The organism is Sabulicella glaciei (assembly GCF_026183895.1).
Taxonomy (GTDB): domain Bacteria; phylum Pseudomonadota; class Alphaproteobacteria; order Acetobacterales; family Acetobacteraceae; genus Roseococcus; species Roseococcus glaciei.
This window is the reverse complement of record NZ_JAPFQI010000001.1, coordinates 802,788-820,591: the sequence shown is the minus strand read 5'-3', so window position 1 is coordinate 820,591 and position 17,804 is coordinate 802,788. Positions and strand designations below refer to the sequence as shown.

Genomic DNA, 17,804 nt, shown 5'->3' with positions numbered 1-17,804 from the left:
ACTTGGGAAGGCCCGAATGAGATTCCTCCGCAACCTGTCCGTCGCGAGCAAGCTCGCTGTCAGTGCCGCCGTGGCCATGATCCTGCTCGGCACGCTCGTCTTCCTTGACGTGCAGGAGGGGCGACGCGCCGCCGAGGCGCAAGCCGGCGAACGTGGCGCAGTGGGCGCCCAGCAAGCCGCTGCCGCCGTGGTGCGGGATGCGATGGAGGCGACCACCGCCTGGCGGGGGGTGCTGGTCGCCCAGAGCCCAGAAGCCATCGCCCTCGGGGCTGCCGGGACGCACATGGAGGCCGCGCTGCGCGCCGCCGGCGATGGCCCCGCCGGCAGCGCCCTCGCCTCCGCCAAGGCTGAGCTGCAAACCCTCACGGGTGCCTTCAACGCCGGGATCGAGACACGGGTCGAAACGGTGTCACGCCGTGACCGCGGTTTCTTCCCTGCCTTTCCGCTGTTCGTCCAGGCGCTCGAGGCGGCTTCCGCCAACCTCCAATTCACCCTGACCGGGGAAGCGCGGGAGGAGGTTCGCGACATCCTCGACACCTATGTCGCCTCCGTGAACGAGACGCGGCTTGGTATCCAGCGCTACCTGTCCACCGATGACCCGCAGGCGGCGACGCGGGTTCGGCGGGCCGTCGCGCAGGGGCGCGTCCATGCACGCCGGCTCGTTTCCGCCTCCGAGGGGCCGCTCCAGTCCGACATGCGCCGCCTCGCCGATACGGGCGAAGCGATCGGAACCGAGGCCGAGGCGATGCTCGCCCTCGCCAGCCGCGTGCTGGAGATCCGCACCGGCACCATCCAGACGGCGCGGGAGCGTCTGCTGGCCGCAAGCGCGCAGGCGAACCGGAGCCTCGCGGCCGCTGCCGAGGCCCGTGCCGCCGAGGCAACAACCGCCATGTCGGGAATGATCCGCTTCGTATGGATGGTGGGGCCGTGGTGGCGGCGATCCTGCTGCTGTCCTCCTGGCTCACCTCGCACGCCATCGGCACACCGCTGCGCCGCCTGGCGGAAGCCGTGCGCTCCATCGCGGCGGGGGAGGCTTCAAAGCCGGTGGGCGACCGCGACCGCACGGATGAGATCGGCCGCATCGCCCAGGCGCTGGAGGAGCTTCGCGCTACGGTGAACCGCGCCTTCGCCCAGTCCCAGATGCTGGAGCAGATGAGCGTGGGCGTGATGATGGCCGAGCCGTCAGGCGAGTTACGCATCCAGTACGTGAACCCGCAGGCCCGCGCCTCCCTCGAGAAGGCGGCCGAAGGCTTCCCCGCCCTCACCGGCGAGCCCGTTGGGAAGAGCCTCGACTGCTTCCACGAGAAGCCGGAGCATATCCGCACCGTCTTCGCCGATCCGGACAAGCCGCCGCACCGCTCCCGCATCCACGTGGGGCGCGAGGTGATGGACATTCAGGTCAGCGCCATCCGCGACGGGCAGGGCCATTATGTCGGCCCCATGATGCTTTGGACCGAGGTCACCGCGTAGGCGCGCCTCGCGGACCGGTTCGAGGAGGAGGTGGGCCAGGTGGTCGGCCGCGTTTCCGCCGCCGCCGGGCGAATGCAGGACTCGGCCCGCAGCCTGTCCCACTCCGCCGAGCACTCCGGCCGGGAGGCCGACGCCTCGGGCCGCGCGGGCGCCGATTTGCAAGCCGTCGCGGCGAGCGCGGAGGAATTGGCCGCCAGCGTGGCCGAGATCACCCGTCAGGTCGCCGAGGGCGCGGAGGTGGCGCGTGCGGCCGCCGCCGAGGCGCGGGCCACGGACGGCACGGTGCAGGGCCTTGCCTAGGCGGCCGCCAAGATCGGCGACGTCGTCCGGCTGATCAGCGACATCGCCGGCCAGACCAACCTGCTGGCCCTGAACGCCACCATCGAGGCGGCACGGGCGGGCGAAGCGGGCAAGGGCTTCGCCGTGGTGGCGAGCGAGGTGAAGAACCTTGCCGCCCAAACCGCAAAGGCGACGGAGGAGATCGCGGCCCAGATCGGTGATATTCAGGGCACCACGCAGGAAGCGGTGGGCGCGCTGCGCAACATCTCCGGCACCATCGAGCGGATGAACGAGGTGACCACGGCCATCGCCGCCGCGGTGGAGGAGCAGGGCGCCGCGACACGCGAGATCGCGCGTTCCGCGGCGCTGGTGGCGGAAGGCACCGGCACCGTGGCCCGCCGGATCGAAGATGTCCGCGCCGCGGCCGGCGAGAATGGCCGCGCCGCGGGCGACATGCTGACCGCTTCCAGCGAGCTTTCGGAGGAAGCGGCGCGGCTGGAGCAGAAATCCGCCGACTTCCTCCGTCAGGTCCGCAGCGCCTAGCGCACCTCGTGCGGAGCGGGACTGTTCTTGATCAGCACCGCCTCCAGGTTCTCCAGCGCGCGGCGCCCCATGGCGTCGCGCGTCTCGACCGTCGCGCTGCCGAGATGCGGCAGCAGGGCCACGTTCTCCAAGCCCATATAGCCCTCGAAGATCTTCGGTTCGCCGTCATACACGTCGAGGCCCGCGCCGCGGATCTGGCCGGTTTTCAGCGCCTCCACCAGCGCCGCGTCGTCCACGCTGCCGCCGCGCCCGCTATTCACCACCAGCGCGCCGCGCTTCATCTTGGACAGACGCTCCGCGTTCAGCCATTTCCGCGTCGCGTCCCCGCCCGGCACGTGCATGGAGATGACGTCGATCGCCGCCAGGAAGGCGTCGTCGCTGTCGTGATAGATGGCGCCCTGCTCGAGCTCGGCGGGCAGGCGGTTGATGTCACGGTAGTGGATCTCCATGCGGAAGCCGCGCGCCATCTGCGCCAGTTCCCGCCCGATCCGCCCCATGCCCAGGATGCCGAGCTTCTTGCCCTCCAGAGTCACGCCCATCAGCTGCGTCGGCGCCCAGCCTTCCCACTTGCCAGCGCGCACCATCCGCTCGCCCTCGCCGGCGCGGCGGGCGGCCATCAGCATGAGCGTCATGGCGGTCTCGGCGGTGGCGAAGCTCAGCACCTCCGGCGTATTGGCGACGGTGATGCCCCGCTCCCTCGCCGCCTTCACGTCGATGTGATCATAGCCGACGCTGAAGGTGGCGATGGCCTTCACCGAGGCGGGCAGGGCGCCGATGGCGGTGCCGTTCAGCGGGTCGCCTGCCGCGCAGAGGATCCCGGCCGCGCCACATTCCGAGGCGCGCCGCGCGATCTCGGAACCGTCGCGGAACCAGGGCTCGTCCTGGGAGTTCAGCCGCGCGTCGAAGCGCTCGGCGGCCAGGTCCTCGATCTGATCAGGCAGCTTGCGTGTGACGAGCAGGACGGGCTTCGACATGGGGAACACTCCTTGGTATCTCCGCCGTATACATCCGGGGACCCGGCTGGACAGAGGGGGCGAGGGGCGGCACGGTCCCCGCCGCCAGAGATTCCGGGAGAGACGGGCATGGACCTGCGACTGAAGAACCGCCGCGCGCTGGTGATGGGCGCCTCCAAGGGGCTGGGCCGCTCCGTGGCCGATGCCCTCGCCGAGGAGGGCGCGCACCTCGTCATCTCCGGCCGCGACCAGGCGACGCTGGACGCCGTCTGCGAGGAGCTGAAGGCCCGCGGCGCGGCCAGCGCCGTCGGCATCGTGGCCGACGTGGCGGACGGAACGCAGATGGACGCGCTCGCCAAGGGCGCCCAGGACGCGATGGGCGGGGTGGACATCCTGCTGCAGAACCATGGCGGCCCGCCGCCCGGCCCCGCGCTGGAGGTGACGGAGGAGCTTCTTGCCACCTGGTTCCAGCGCATCGTCCTGTCGCCCATCCGCGTCGCCAATGCCGTTCTGCCGGGGATGCGCGCACAGAAATGGGGGCGCATCGTCAACGTCGGCTCGACCGGCATGGTGCAGCCCCTGCCCAACATGGTGCTGTCCAACACTCTGCGCGCCGCGTTGATGGGTTGGATGAAGACCCTCAGCGCCGAGGTCGCGCTTGAAGGCGTCACCTGCAACATCGTCGCGCCCGGCGCGATCCGCACCGACCGATCGGTCGAGACGGCGAGCGGCACAGCCAGGCGCCAGGGCAAGAGCGTGGATGAGGTGATCGCCGAGCGGTCCAAGACCATCCCCGCCGGCCGCTATGGCGATCCGTCCGAGTACGGTCCCATGGTCGCCTTCCTGTGCTCCGAGCAGGCTTCCTACATCACCGGCTCGATCTTGCGTGTGGACGGGGGCGTGGTCCGCGGATGGTGAGCGACGTGCGCCTCGCCGCCGATATCGGCGGCACCTTCACCGACGTGGCGCTGGAGGCACGGACCGGCGAGGAGCACCACCAGCGTTGGACGGCCAAGGTCCTCACCACGCCCCGCGCGCCCGAGCAGGGCGTGCTGGAAGGGGTCCGCGTGGTGCTGGAGAAGGCCGGGTTCTCCGCTGGAGACCTGTCCCTGATGATCCACGGCACCACCCTCGCCACCAATGCGCTGATCGAGCGCAAAGGGGCGCGGACGGCGCTGATCACCACGGAAGGGTTCCGCGACGTCCTGGCCCTCGGCAATGAGAGCCGCTACGACCAGTACGATCTCAACATCAGCCTGCCCGAGCCGCTGGTGCCGCGACGCTGGCGCCTGCCCGTGCCCGAGCGTCTGGACAACACCGGGGTGGTGCTCCGCCCGCTGGACGAGGCGGCGTTGCGGGCCCTGGTGCCCGTGCTGCGGGAGGAGGCGATCGAGGCCATCGCCGTCGGATTCCTCCATGCCTTCGTGAATCCGGCGCATGAGCGCCGCGCCGCCGCCATCCTGGCCGAGGAGCTGCCCGGCATCCCCGTCTCCCTCTCTTCCGAGGTGAGTCCGGAGATGCGCGAGTGGGAGCGCTTCTCCACCACCGCCGCCAACGCCTACGTTCAGCCGCTCATGGCCAACTACCTGGGCCGGCTTGAGGAGGGGCTGCGTGCCATGGGCATGACGGCGCCGCTTTTCCTCATGCTGTCGGGCGGTGGGCTGACCACGATCGCCACCGCCGCCCGCTTCCCGATCCGTCTGGTCGAGTCCGGCCCGGCGGGTGGCGCAATCTTCTCGGCCCATGTGGCCAAGGAGCGTGGGCTTGACCGCGTCCTGTCCTTCGACATGGGAGGCACAACGGCCAAGGTCTGCCTGATCGACGAATTTGCGCCCCAGGCCAGCCGCAGCTTCGAAGTCGCGCGGGTCGGGCGCTTCCGCAAGGGTTCCGGCCTGCCGTTGCGGATCCCCGTCATCGAGATGGTGGAGATCGGCGCCGGTGGCGGGTCGCTCGCTCATCTGGACAGCCTGGGGCGCATCCAGGTCGGGCCTGAAAGCGCGGGAGCCGACCCCGGCCCGGCCTGCTATGGCCGGGGCGGTACCCACCCGGCCGTGACGGACGCGAACCTCCTGCTCGGCCGCTACGACCCGGAAAGCTTTGCGGGCGGCAGCATGCGCCTGGATGTCGGCGCCAGCGAGGGCGCCGTCACGGAGCATGTGGGGAAGGGGCTGGGGCTGGAGCCCAGCATGGCCGCCCTCGGCGTCGTCGAGGTGGTGGACGAGAACATGGCCAACGCGGCCCGTGTCCACGCCATCGAAAGCGCGAAGTCCTACGAGGGTCGTTCCATCATCGCCTTTGGCGGCGGCGGCCCGGTGCATGGCTGCCGCGTGGCCGAGAAGATCGGTGTCTCCCGTATCCTGGTGCCCAGCGGAGCAGGGGTGGGCAGCGCCATCGGCTTTCTGCGCGCTCCCGTCGCCTATGAGGTGGTGCGCAGCCTGTACACCCGCTTCAACTCCTTCGACTTGGCGGGGGTGAACGCGCTGCTGGCGGACATGTCGGCGGAGGCCTCCTCCGTCGTGGCGCAAGGCAGCTTCGGCGCCGAGACGGCGGAAGCCCGCATCGCCTATATGCGCTATGTCGGGCAGGGGCACGAGATCGCGGTGGCCCTGCCCACACGCGCCCTGACGGCTGAGGACGTGGCTTCCATCCGCGCGGCCTACGACGGGGAGTATGCGCGCTTCTATGACCGCCCCGTCCCTGGCAGCGACGTGGAGGTGCTAAGCTTCGCTGTCACTGTCGCGACCGTGGTGGAGGCGGTGGAGCCCGCCGCCAAGGTCGCCGACGCGCCCAGTCCGGCGCCGATCCGCACCCAGCGCGTGCGCGACACGGCGACGGGACAAGTGGCGGACTGGGCGATCTTTGACCGCGACGCCATGGCGCCGGGCGCCAAAGTGAATGGGCCATGCATCGTGACCGAGGCGGAAACGAGCACGCTGGTGGGCCCGGGCTGGACCTGCCGGATGGACGGGCTCGGATACCTGGAACTCGTGAAGGAGGCCGCGTGATGGACGCGATGCAGGCCATCAACCGCCAGATTCAGTGGAACCGACTGATCGCGGTGGTCGAAGAGCAGGCGCAGACCATGATCCGTACCGCCTTCAGCACCACGGTGCGCGAGGCAGGGGACCTGTCCGCGGGCATCTTCGACCTCCAGGGCCGAATGATGGCGCAGGCCGTCACGGGCACGCCGGGCCATGTGAATTCCATGGCAGAGTCGGTCGGGCACTTCCTCGCGAAGTTTCCGGCCCACACCATGAAGCCGGGCGACCACTACATCACCAACGATCCCTGGCTGGGCACGGGGCACCTACACGACCTGACGGTGGTGACGCCCGCCTTCCACGACGGGAGGATCGTGGGCCTTTTCGCGAACACCGCGCACATCATCGACATTGGCGGCCTCGGCATGGGTCCCGAGGGGCGCAGCGTCTTCGAGGAAGGGCTCTACATCCCCATCGTGAAGTGCTTCGACGAAGGCCGCGCCAACGATACATTCTTCGACATCCTTCGCGCCGGGTCGCGCACCCCGGTGGAGCTGGAGGGGGACGTCTACTCCCTTTGCGCCTGCAACGACGCGGGCGCCCGTCGCTTGGCCGAGATGATGGCCGAGTACCGGATGGATTTGCTCGACGACCTTGCCGACTTCATCTTCGACAGCAGCCTCCGCGCCACCCTGGCGGAGATCGCCAAACTGCCGCGCGGCCGCCATTCCGCCGAGATCCGCTCGGACGGGTACGAGGCGCCCGTCACGCTGAAGGCGGCGATGGAGGTGAAGGAGGACGGAATTGAGGTGGATTTCGCCGGCACCTCCGGCTTGTCCACGCGCGGCATCAACGTGCCGCCCGCCTATTGCCGCGCCTATTCCTGCTTTGGCATCAAGTGCGTCGTGGCTCCTGAGATTCCCAACAACTGGGCGAGCCTTCTGCCTTTCCGCATGACCATCCCCGAAGGCTGCATCCTCAACGCGCCGCGCCCCTATCCGGTCAGCGTGCGTCACGTGGTCGGTCAGTTGCTGCCTGACCTGATGATGGGCTGCCTGGAAGGCTTCGTGCCCGGCCGCGTCAACGCTGAAGGTTCTTCAGCCCTATGGAACCCGCCCTTGCGCGGTGGCGCCCAGGTGAGCGGCCAGGCGGCCGAGGTCGATGATTTCGAGATCATCACCTTCAACAGCGGCGGGACCGGCGCCCGTCCGGGCAAGGATGGGCTGGATGGCATTGCCTTCCCATCCGGCGTCCGCACCATGCCGGTGGAGGCGACGGAGAACGTCGCGCCCGTCGTCTTCTGGCGCAAGGAACTCCGCCCAGACTCCGCCGGTCCGGGACGCACGCGCGGCGGCTTCGGCCAGATCATGGAGATCAGCGCGAAGAACGAGGCCGAGTTCGCGGTGAACGCCATCTTCGACCGCGTCGCCAACCCGCCAAAGGGAAGGCAGGGCGGCGGCGATGGGGCAGGGGGCTGGGTCGGGTTGAACGATCCGAATGGGACGGTGCTCCGAACCAAGGGCTTCCAGGTCGTGCCGAAAGGGCGCCGACTAGTCCTTAAGCTCCCGGGAGGCGGTGGCATGGGAGACCCGCGGAAGCGCGACCGATCGATGGTGGAGCGCGACCTGGCCGATGGGCTGCTGACACCTGAGGCGGCGCGGCGCGATTATGGATACTAGAAACGGCGGAACGTGAATGGCTCCATCCTGTCCGTAGCGGTCGCCCATACCTTTGCCGCGCCAGCGGCAGAGGTGGCGAAAGGTGCTGCCCCACTCGCCAAGGGCCTGCGGCGATTTGCGTCAAGAAGAGTCGGTTGCACGAACCCGGGCGTGCCTTCGACAAACATGCGGATGCCGCTTCCCGTCGAGCCTTTCTGGTGGGCTGCCCGATGATCAGCGGTGCTGTCCGCTTCGACGCAGCGTTCCTCAGTACCGAACGAACCAAAGCGGCCAAGGCCACCTCGCGAAAGGCAGCCTGATCCAAGCTAAGTCCGCTCCTGGGACCCAAGGCGGCCGCAGGGCTTGGCCGCTTGAGCTGTGACTTCGTTGCTGTGCCCTCGTCTGCAACAGGCCGTAAAACTTGCCGACGAACAGGCGAATAGCCGGCAGCGCTCGCGAATGGCACTTGATGCCCTGCTGGGAAGCTGAAGCGGCGATGCTTCCGATCTGCGACAGTTGGCAAAATTGCTCTGGCCAGTTCGCCAAGTATTGGGCCCTTCATGCTCGCGTGTCGCAGCGGGGCGTTTCCCACTTTGTCACGAATTTCTTGGTGAAAGAGTGGGATGATCCTGAAATAATTCGATATGATTCAAATTCGCTGAGCAAATTCTCTTGAAGGACCGCGCGAACAAAGCCGTCTGCACTAAAAAAGAACGGCCCCAGCTCGTTGGAGCCGAGGCCGTCCCTTCCACACCGCTAAAGAAAGCGGTTTGTGCTCAGGCCGCGACCTTGCGGCGAACTGCGGCGAGACCGAACACGCCAAGGCCGAGCAGGGCGAGGCCAGCCGGGGCCGGAACGGCGACCTGCGAGGCGCTCGCGTTGCCGCTGACGCTCGCCGTGAAGTGGCAGATCGTCGTGCCGCAGATGTCGAGCGCCTGCGAAAGTGCCGTGAAGGTGAAGCCGATCGCCGACGGATCCTGCAGGTTGGCGGCAGGGATCTGGTCGGAGGTCAGGTTCACAATGCCTGACGGCTCCGTGGCAAGCAGGCTGGCCTGGAAGCCACCTTGCGGTCCGGACACGCGCGAACCCGCCAGCGCGATGTCCGAGAAGCTGCCCGACAGGTAGTTGATGCCCGTGCCGCCCATGCCGGAGGTGATGGTGAAGGTGCCGGCGAAGGCCTGACGGACATCGTCCCCGCCCACAAGTGTCGCGGCGCCCGTGCTGGTCGCGTTCAGGTTCAGGAAGGCCGAGAAAGGCGTCGCGACGCCATTCGCATAACCCGACACGGTCACTGCCACGTTGGTCCCCATCAGCTCCGTCGTGGCGCCGCCAATGGAATTGGCCGTGATCAACTTTTCGGTCGTGTCCTGCGCCCAGGTGATGATGGTGATCGGCGCCGCCTGGGCGATCGCGCTCAGACCGACAAAGGCGGCCGTTGTCGCCAGTAATGCTAGCTTCCTCATTTTGGTCCTCCTGAGACCGAGTGTTGCTTTTTCTGGCTTCCAGCCTTGCGGAACAAGGAACCTCTCCCGTCAAGGTCTGCGACGAGCGTCGCCGCCCATCTAAGTTGAGAAAGGCAAAACCTGTGCCAAGCACCTAAGTCTTTGACCTGAGTTGTCTTTGCGGCGGTCGAGCCGCGCGTCACCGCCAAGACGTAAAGATCTTCGACTAGTCACCGCAATCTGCACTGCTCGTTGTTGTCCGGCCTTTTGTCGCGTCAAAATAGACTCCGTGAGCAGGGATGGAAGTTATTGCTTTCCATTTTAGAAAGCTCGAGGTGTTTTAAGCGGTGCGTCCGCAGTGCCAGGCGCGCAGCATCAGCCAAGAGGCAATCGACATGTTGACCAGGTTCCACAAGAGGCCGTTGAGCAGTGCCGCATGGTAGGAACCGGACAGGTCGAAAATGACCCCAGAGATCCAGCCGCCGAGCGCCATTCCCGCCAGCGTGGCTGACAGCACCATCCCCACCCGCGCCCCCGCCTCCTCCGGCAGGAAGTAGGTGCGGACGATCATGGCATAGCTGGGCACGATGCCGCCCTGGAACAGCCCGAACAGCGCCGAGAGAAGATAGAGCGAGACCAGCCCGTCAAAGGGCAGAAACAGCGCCAGCGCCACCGCTTGCAAGGCGGAGCCGAGCAGCAATGTTGCCAGCCCGCCGATGCGGTCCATCAGCAAGCCGAAGGCGAGGCGGCTGACCACGCCGCAGGCCAGCATCACCGACAGCATCTCGGCGCCGCGGGCCGCGCCGTAGCCGAGGTCCACGCAATAAGCGACGATGTGCACCTGCGGCATAGCCATGGCGACGCAACAGGCTACCCCCGCCACGATCAGCAGCGCCTGCAGCACGTTGGGCGCGAGACCCAGCGGTAGGAAGGGCGCCGTGCTGCGCGCCGCGACGATCCAGCTGGGCTGCGCGGGCAGGCGCCGCCGCAGCAGCAGGGCGAGCGGCAGCATGGAAGCGAAGCAGATGATGCCGACCCATAGATGCGTCTGCCGCCAGCCCACCGTTGCAATCAAGTGCTGCAGGAGCGGCGGCCAGACAGCGCCTGAGAAGTAGTTGCCGCTGGCGCAGAGCGCGACGGCGATGCCGCGCCGCCGGTCAAACCAGTGAGAAATGTCGGCGACCAGGGGCCCGAACATCACGGAACTTCCCACGCCCACCATCACGCCGTAGAGCGCCGCGAAACTGGCCATGCTTCCTGCCTGCGACACGGCGGCATAGCCGAGGCTCAGCAGCAGGATGCCGGCGCAGACGGGCCGGAAGGTGCCATATCGGTCGGTGAGGCGCCCCGCCACGATGCCGCCGGCCCCAAAGCCCATCATGACCAGCGTGTAGGGCAGCGAGGCCTCGCCCCGGTCCACCCCAAACTCCGCCTGCACCGCCGGAAGGGCGACGACCACGGACCACATGCCGACGCAGCCGATGGTCGCGAGCAGGAGCGCAACGGCGAGACGAAGCCAAGCATAGCCCGACTCCACGCCGTTCCTCTGATCTCCGATGCCCGTCACGGCACGACGTCCATGGTTTCAGCCTTCTCCGCATCCGGGCGAGGCCAGCATGGCAGGGCGTGAGCGCATGGGCGAGGGAGGGTCCCACATGCGCGCACGGCCGGTCCGACGCCACAAGTACTTTCGTGGATCGGGCGGAGGTTGGCTTCGCGTTGGTGCAGCACCAAAGGCCGGTGCTCGTGACGCCTTCGGCGCGGGGGCCGATCCATCGCTGGAGGCCACGACACGAGAGCGCTCCTTGGCCGCTCGCCGCCATCGGCCGAAGCTTGCGGCGCGCCATGGCAGCTGGCTGGCTCCAACCGCCCTGAGAGCGGACCAACACACTTGTCGCGCGACCCCGGGTGCCCGGAACCCAACTAATGCCGGCGTGGCCACTGCCTCCTTGCGACCCCCGCTAGCCCCGGGGTCGGGTAGAACTACTCGGTCCCGCTTGACGAGCGCGCTACCTCCCGTTCGACCGCAGCAACGAGCGCCGCACGGTGTGGAGGGCGCAGCATGGCGTAATGGTCTCCGCCAACCGGCATGATCGTGCGTAGGTCACACCAACGGCTCCATCCCAGGTCGCTGGGTACGCCCAGGCGCGGCGTCTCCGACAGGAACAGCGTGGCTGGGGTGCGCAGCCTCGGCCGCTCGGCGTCGCCGGCCCAGCGGTGCAGCGCAGCCTCCCGCAGCGACAGCTCGAACTCGCGCCATAGCGACAGTCCGGCCAGGCCGGGCGGACGTGGCGGCAGGAGCCGTGCGACACACGCTGCACTCGCCGGCCGCTGAGCGGCGAGCCGCAGACGCCACCGCAACCAGCGCAAGATGATGTCCTTGGTCGAAGGAGCCTCGGGCAGCCTGGCAGAAATCGCCTCGTCCGCCTCTGGGCCGCGAGTGAGCTCCGACAAAGGCCAGGGATTGCAGTCGAGCAGAATGAGGCAGCGAACCCGTCGTCCTCGGCGCTCCAGACGCGCCGCCAATTCCCAGGCCACTGCCCCGCCATAGGAATAGGCAAGGAGGATTGGGTCGACACCCGGCGGAAACACGGCCTCGGCCTGGGGCAGCACCGCTTCGGCGTCCAGCGCAGCCCGCGCACCACGGCGGGCGAACCCGCGCCAGTCTGCGTAGTGGGCGGTTGCGATGTCCAGCTTGGAGCAGCCGTCACGGAAGCGCGCGAGCGGTTCACTGTCACCGCCGCTTCCCGGTAGGAGAAGGGCGCGCTCCCTGCCGGCGCTGTCGCGGGGCCTCACGGGAGCTGTCAGTGCGGCGGCCATGGCGTTGAGGTCCATCCCGGGATGGATTGCCTCATGGGCCGAGGAGTGACCGGTCAGACGCTCGACTTCCACCGCCAAGTGCAGGAAGGCGAGGCTGTCCCCCCCGGCTTCCTCGAAGCTGACGCCCGGTGCGGGACGTGCGCGATTGCCGAGGGCACGCCGCCACGCACGGGCCAAGCGAGGGTCGATCGCGTGACCGACCTCATCCATGGGAGCGGGAAGGGGTGTCCGGAGCTGCCTGAGGAGGGCCGCGGCGTCCACCTTGCCTCCCGGTAGGCGCGGCAGCGCTTCCAGAAGCGCGATCCGCGTGGGCTGCATGTACGAGGGGAGCGCGCTCCGCAGTGATCGCGCCAATGCCTCCGCGAGGCCTGTCTGGGCGACGCCAGCCTCCGCCACCGCTGCCGCGAGCAGTCGCGCCCCGGTTGGCCCGTCCGGGTCGGCGACGACGGCAGCCTCGCGCACGCCGGGCAGGAGGCGCATGTGCTCCTCGATCTCCTCCAGTTCGACGCGTCGCCCGGCGATCTTCACCTGCCGGTCCGCACGCCCCACGATCTCGAGCAGGTTGTCGTCGCGCCAGCGGGCGAGATCGCCGGTTCGCAGGCGCCTTGCCCCGAGGGTGTCAGGGCAGTCGACGATCCGCCCGTCGCTCGAAACGAGGCCGCCGTCCTGCCACTCACCGAGCGCAATATAAGGACTGACCGCCACCAGCTCGCCCACCTCGCCGGGCGGAACCTCGCGCCCCTCCCGGTCGAGAAGCAGGACTCGATGCCCGGCCAGGGGCCGGCCCGCTGGGATGCGGGCGCCATCCGGCTTCCAGCCGGGCGGCACGTCCCAGCGCAGCAAGGCCGGGAGTTCCGTGAGCCCGTACAGGTTCACGAGTTGGCAGCTCGCCGGCAGTGCCGCGCGCAGTGCCTGAAGATCCGCGGCAAGCATGGCTGTGCCGCTGGCTTGGCACCGCGCGACCCCGGCAAGAGCATGTGCTGCGCCAGGCGCCGCGAGCAAGGCGCAGAGGGTGGCAGGCAAGCCTTGCATCGCGTTCGCGCCGAGGGTCTCGGCCGCCCGCAGCGTATCGGCGAGCCCGAGACGGGGCACGTCCGCACGAAAAAGAAGGGCTCCGGACAGAAGCGCGCCAAGCCCATGGACGAGCCCGGATATGCTCGCATTGGCTGCGGTCGAGAGATAGGTGTCACCAGGGCCGAAGCTGAACTCTCCTGCGAGCTGCCGCGCCCGGAACAAAAGATTGCGACGGCTATGAACGATGCCCTTGGGGCGGCCCGTGCTGCCGCTCGTCGGCACGATGACCGCTGGGGAGCCAGGATCTTGGCTGGATGCGGGGCTGAACTCCTCGGCGGCCGTGGGCGCCGGCAACCGATGCAGATTCCCTGGAAGGCACGCCTCAGGCTCGGCCACGCAAGCTGGGACTCCCAGGGCACTCACGACGGCGGATGTCCGGTCAAGCGGGTCGCGGGCGTCGAGAATTGCGAAAGGACGGCCCGCCATCAGGGCGCCTACGATCCAGGCTTGTGCCTCGGCGCCGTATGGAAGGTGCACGCCGACGGGCCCGACAGCAGGGGCATCCATGACCGCTTGGGCAAGACCGCAAGCAATGCGCCAGAATCTGGCGCGATCGAGGGGCGGAGACCTCCCATCGGCCGCGATCAATGCCGCGGGCGCCGCGTCCCGCCAAGTTCGGAGGAGCGCTGGGAGATCGTTCTGATCCCAAGCTGATGTGAGGTCTGCGGCCAGGGTGGCGGTGCTCACGGATGAACCGCCCGGGTAGATCGTGCGGGCTCAAGAGTGCACGGCGGCAGGTTCGCGAAGCGGAGGGGAAGGATCTGTCGGTGGGTGCTGAGTTCCTGCGAAATATTACTACGGTAGGAAACCCGCGCTGACTGACCGCCTCCTCCAATGCCGAGGAGCAACGCCCCCTGCGTCGTGTGCCCTGCCGGTCTTCGCATCGGCGCGTCCTCCTCATTCCTTGCGACAAAGTTAATTAGCATTCCCAAAAATGGATTGTGCAAGGTCCGAAGAATCAGCAATTTTGCTTGGGCTGGTCCGAACAGGGGAAACGGGTGGCACGGCGCAACTTCGCGAGACGTCCTCGCGAGGCAGGGGGCGCGCTGAAACAAGCCTGCGAGAAGCGCGGCTGACTGGCACCGCACCACAGGATCGCCAACCGCGCCGAGCGCGCACCAATGCCCAGGCATTGATTCGAGGGTCAGCGCGACGGCACTCGGTCGGCGCGGGGCTGCCGGCGTTATCGGGACATGCAAACCAGACACAGGATGCGGCTGCCCCACACTCTGGCTTCTGAGGGCGGCCGATGATGATCGCCGACAGGACGCGCGAGGCCGTGGGGGCTGCGGCGAGGGCAGCCAACGCCGCTTCGGAACGCTCAGGTTCCGGGCCGGCCGACATGAACGCAATCGCCCTTGCCGCCGTAACGGGCTACCTGCGTGCGCTCGGCTGCGCCGACGAGGCCCAGCGTGTCGAGCGCGCAGGAGAGGCAGGATGAGGCGCAGCAGCGTTCAGCATCAAGTGGCGGACAGCCGACAACCTGATGTTACGGAAAGCCCCGGAAGTGCTGCGTGAATGGCTCCGGCGGTTGGATTAATCCTCCGGTCCCCGCCTGTCTCCCGATGACCCAAAAGGCTATGTAGGCCGCAGATTTTGGCTTCCTGAACGCTGCGATCCATCCACGGCCGTTTCCAATTGCTTCCTACCAGCCCACAAATTATTTGTGGGCTCAGTTGTGGGCTGGGTCGCTGGCGCGATTGCGGACAGCGTGTCGGCTCGGTCTGGGAAGCGGAGAAGCGGCCATGGCCCGGACGGTTCGCAGTGCCCTGAATGCGGTGCGAGTAGCGGCGCTGGTGAAGCGCGGGGTGCCAGGCCGGCACGCCGACGGCGGCGGGTTATACCTGCATGTGACCGGCAAGGACGCGGCGAAGTGGAGCATGCGCTTCATGGTCGCGGGCCGTGCGCGCGAGATGGGACTAGGTCGGTACGCCGCAGACCCAGGGCAGGGTGTTACGCTGCAAGAGGCACGTACCCGCGCCCGTGCGGCCCGCACCAAGTTGGACGTGGGAGTTGACCCGCTGGCGGAGCGCGAGGCAGCCGAGGCAGCGCGACAGGCGGAGGAGGAGGCCCGGCGCAAGGCGGAGGCCATTGTCAGCCCCGACCGGACGTTCAAGGCCGCTTTCGAGGCTTGGCTTGAAGCCCATGGACCCGCGATGCGGACCGAGCGGCAGCGGCGTCTCGCCCGCGGGCTCATGAACAACCACGTCTTTCCGCGGATCGGCGGGCTACCGGTGGCGGCAGTCGGCACAGCCGACATGAAGGGTGTCCTTGAACCCATCTGGCGGAGCCTGCCCGAGACAAGTCTGCGCGTCCGCATCCGGTGCGAGGCGGTGTTCGCCTGGGCGAAGGCCGCTGGCTGGCGAGAGGCACCGAACCCGGCGATATGGAAGGACAACCTCGCGCCGCTGCTTGGAAGGCAGGGCGAGGCGGCCCGCGTGACGCATCACAAGGCGCTCCCCTGGCAGGACGTCCCCAGCTTCATGAACCGGCTGGAGGGGGAGGCGAGCATGAGTGCGCTGGCCCTGCGCCTCATCATCCTGACGGCGGCCCGCACGGGCGAGGCGATCGGCGCGACAGGGGCTGAGATCAGGCGCGACGCACCGGATGGGCCGGTATGGGTGGTCCCGGCGTCTCGCATGAAGATGGGCGTGGAACATCGCGTTCCCCTCTCGCCAGCGGCGCTTGCTGTGCTGGAGGAGGCCGCGGCCCAATGCGGCGGTGCGCCTCGCCCGACCGATTTCGTCTTCCCCGGCGCGGCGGGCTCGCGTGGCGGGCTCGTCGCTGGCGGGCGCACCGGGGCAGGGAAGGGAGGCCTCTCGCAAATGGCGCTGTTGGCCCTCCTGCGCCGTTTGAAGGTGGCAGATCGTGCCACGGTCCATGGATTCCGCAGCTCGTTCCGGGACTGGGTCGCAGAATGCACGGCGACCCCGGAGGCGGTGGCGGAGGCCGCGTTGGCGCATGCCGTGGGCAGTGATGTGATGCGTGCCTACCAGCGCAGCGATCTGCTGGAGAAGCGCCGCATGCTCATGAACCAGTGGGCCGCGTTTTGCACCGCTCCGGCCGCATCCGTTGCGGACCTAGCCTCCGCACGGGCGCAGAGGGCCGGGGCATGACCTTGCATCACGACCTCGGCCCCATCCCAATGTCGTTAAATCCTCAGAGCCCTTGCACAGCGGCACGTGCAGCTAGATGCATATGAAGTTAACCGCTCCTGAGCCATAGGAGGCAGGCGCCACGCTCCGTCCTGTGAAGAAATACATCATCTGCGTATCGGATCGCGCCACTTCCGCCTCCATCCGACGCCCCAGCCGGGCGCAGTGAGCGTTAGCGGCTTCGAGCGCCGCGACTTCCGCTTGAGCGGCCGTATAGGTGTTCTCAGCGGTGGCACGAAAACGGTTTGCGCCAAGCTGGACGACATTGGTCTGCGTGCAGCTTGCAAGGAGGAGAACAGCCAACAATGCGATTGGGCGCTTCATGGATGTAGCTTGGCCGCAAGGCTCCCAAGAAGGCAAGGACAGAAACGGGCGGTCATGTCCTTCCGCAAACCCCGCTTGCCGACAGAGGCGCTGCTAATCTTGCGAATGCTGCTAACCGGCTGATCGTGTACGTTCGACTGCGGCGGGGCAGGGCTGGCCAGCTCGCGCGGCTTCCGCACCGCGCAGCCTCGCCGCTTCCCTATGCGGATGTGCCAGCGGAGGCGCTCGTGACGACCGACCCGAAGCTTGGTCAAGTATTTGGTCTAGGGGGGCCGTTGCCGGCCATAGAAGCCGCTGACCGCGAAAATGCCTCTTCCCATTTCGATGGACCACAGCGCCAAAGCGAGGGGGTCGGGTGGATGCTTGCACGCTTGCTCGTCGCCCCAAGCGAGGTTGATTGCCCAAACTTCTCGCTGCGGCTGGCTACTGGAGAGCTAGTTCTCGCACATGGTCGGGAACGGGCCGCATCCATCCTTCAAGGCTTGGCCAACAAGCTGCGGAGCAATGTGTCTGCTTCCCGCAATTCGGATCCCCCTCAGACCGGTCGGCCCCCGATGCGAAATATCCAAGAGTACGCCGAAATGTATCTAGATATCTCTGGGACGGGCCGGGTCATGACGTTTGCTCTCTTTACGCGGCTCACGCGCTTGGCTCATGAGCAACATGGCTTGCCCTTGCCCTTCAAAAGCGAGCGAGGGTTCACAACGGAACTGGGCAAAGCGGTACGACAGCTATCTGAGGAGCGGCGCCTGGACGCAGATAAGTCAGCAAGCCGGGATCGCGACTAATCTGTTGATGCAAAGTGCTTCGACCTGAGCAGAATAGGTGACCATCCGGGCGCGTCCTGCGCCCAACGGAGGATGGTCCCGATGCACGTTTCCCCTGTCAGTTTAGCGCCCGAGATGGTGCCACTCCCCCGCGCCCCGGCCGTGTTCGGCCTGTCGCGCTCTGGGTTCTACCGCCTAGCGGCGGAGGGCCGCATCCGTATGGTCAAGGCCGGCGCTCGCACGCTCGTGGACGCGGCCAGCGTCCGCGCCTACCTCGCCTCGCTGCCCGTCGCGGAAGTGAAGGGCGATGCCCGCCGGAAGGCCGCGTGACATGCGCG

Annotated in this window: 15 protein-coding genes; 10 read left to right on the top strand and 5 right to left on the bottom strand. The window is 67.8% G+C overall.

From position 1 onward, the window contains the following. The first annotated feature begins 16 nt into the window (after positions 1 to 16). Genes OF850_RS23615 through OF850_RS03805 form a run of 4 tightly spaced genes read left to right on the top strand, consistent with a single transcriptional unit; the run spans position 17 to position 2,292 of the window. On the top strand, positions 17 to 1,117 hold the full coding sequence (locus OF850_RS23615; protein ID WP_301588444.1) for a hypothetical protein: 1,101 nt from the start codon (positions 17 to 19) through the stop codon (positions 1,115 to 1,117). Next, the gene (locus tag OF850_RS03815; protein WP_301588443.1) at positions 1,009 to 1,470 is read left to right on the top strand and encodes a PAS domain-containing protein; all 462 of its coding nucleotides are present in this window, start codon (positions 1,009 to 1,011) and stop codon (positions 1,468 to 1,470) included. The genes OF850_RS23615 and OF850_RS03815 overlap by 109 nt, the downstream gene beginning before the upstream one ends. Positions 1,471 to 1,500: 30 nt before the next feature. Next, positions 1,501 to 1,770 (top strand): hypothetical protein, encoded by a 270-nt coding sequence (locus OF850_RS03810; RefSeq protein WP_301588441.1) that lies wholly within the window; start codon positions 1,501 to 1,503, stop codon positions 1,768 to 1,770. A 12-nt stretch (positions 1,771 to 1,782) separates the two neighbouring features. Further along, on the top strand, positions 1,783 to 2,292 hold the full coding sequence (locus OF850_RS03805; protein WP_301588856.1) for a methyl-accepting chemotaxis protein: 510 nt from the start codon (positions 1,783 to 1,785) through the stop codon (positions 2,290 to 2,292). Here the strand turns inward: OF850_RS03805 and OF850_RS03800 are convergent. Then, positions 2,289 to 3,266: a 2-hydroxyacid dehydrogenase gene (locus tag OF850_RS03800; protein ID WP_301588440.1), complete on the bottom strand. Its 978-nt coding sequence runs from the start codon at positions 3,264 to 3,266 to the stop codon at positions 2,289 to 2,291. The two genes, OF850_RS03805 and OF850_RS03800, sit on opposite strands and share 4 nt — an antisense overlap. A 108-nt stretch (positions 3,267 to 3,374) precedes the next feature. Between OF850_RS03800 and OF850_RS03795 the strand changes: the two genes are divergently transcribed. Genes OF850_RS03795 through OF850_RS03785 form a run of 3 tightly spaced genes read left to right on the top strand, consistent with a single transcriptional unit; the run spans position 3,375 to position 7,905 of the window. Then, positions 3,375 to 4,163 carry an SDR family oxidoreductase gene (locus OF850_RS03795; RefSeq protein WP_301588439.1) on the top strand — a complete coding sequence of 263 codons (789 nt, stop codon included), beginning with the start codon at positions 3,375 to 3,377 and terminating at the stop codon, positions 4,161 to 4,163. Further along, positions 4,157 to 6,250, top strand: a complete 2,094-nt coding sequence (locus tag OF850_RS03790; RefSeq protein ID WP_301588438.1) for a hydantoinase/oxoprolinase family protein — start codon at positions 4,157 to 4,159, stop codon at positions 6,248 to 6,250. Before OF850_RS03795 ends, OF850_RS03790 begins: the two co-directional genes overlap by 7 nt. Beyond that, entirely contained in the window at positions 6,250 to 7,905 is a 1,656-nt protein-coding gene (locus OF850_RS03785; RefSeq protein ID WP_301588437.1) for a hydantoinase B/oxoprolinase family protein, read from the top strand. Before OF850_RS03790 ends, OF850_RS03785 begins: the two co-directional genes overlap by 1 nt. 755 nt (positions 7,906 to 8,660) lie before the next feature. Here OF850_RS03785 and OF850_RS03780 read toward each other — a convergent pair. From OF850_RS03780 to OF850_RS03770, 3 genes are all read right to left on the bottom strand, one after another. Beyond that, entirely contained in the window at positions 8,661 to 9,347 is a 687-nt protein-coding gene (locus tag OF850_RS03780; RefSeq protein ID WP_301588436.1) for a hypothetical protein, read from the bottom strand. A 319-nt stretch (positions 9,348 to 9,666) separates the two neighbouring features. Beyond that, positions 9,667 to 10,893, bottom strand: coding sequence for an MFS transporter (locus OF850_RS03775; RefSeq protein ID WP_301588435.1), 1,227 nt, complete (start codon positions 10,891 to 10,893; stop codon positions 9,667 to 9,669). Positions 10,894 to 11,309: 416 nt separating this feature from the next. Beyond that, positions 11,310 to 13,727 (bottom strand): non-ribosomal peptide synthetase, encoded by a 2,418-nt coding sequence (locus OF850_RS03770; protein ID WP_301588855.1) that lies wholly within the window; start codon positions 13,725 to 13,727, stop codon positions 11,310 to 11,312. 742 nt (positions 13,728 to 14,469) lie between these two features. On the opposite strand from OF850_RS03770, the gene OF850_RS03765 reads away from it, so the two are divergent. Further along, positions 14,470 to 14,661: a hypothetical protein gene (locus OF850_RS03765; protein WP_301588433.1), complete on the top strand. Its 192-nt coding sequence runs from the start codon at positions 14,470 to 14,472 to the stop codon at positions 14,659 to 14,661. Between the two features lie 304 nt (positions 14,662 to 14,965). Then, positions 14,966 to 16,336, top strand: coding sequence for a tyrosine-type recombinase/integrase (locus OF850_RS03760; protein ID WP_301588432.1), 1,371 nt, complete (start codon positions 14,966 to 14,968; stop codon positions 16,334 to 16,336). Between the two features lie 72 nt (positions 16,337 to 16,408). On the opposite strand, the gene OF850_RS03755 is transcribed toward OF850_RS03760, so the two are convergent. Beyond that, positions 16,409 to 16,699 (bottom strand): hypothetical protein, encoded by a 291-nt coding sequence (locus OF850_RS03755; RefSeq protein ID WP_301588431.1) that lies wholly within the window; start codon positions 16,697 to 16,699, stop codon positions 16,409 to 16,411. An 869-nt stretch (positions 16,700 to 17,568) separates the two neighbouring features. Between OF850_RS03755 and OF850_RS03750 the strand changes: the two genes are divergently transcribed. After that, positions 17,569 to 17,796: a MerR family transcriptional regulator gene (locus OF850_RS03750; protein ID WP_301588430.1), complete on the top strand. Its 228-nt coding sequence runs from the start codon at positions 17,569 to 17,571 to the stop codon at positions 17,794 to 17,796. Positions 17,797 to 17,804: the final 8 nt, after the last annotated feature.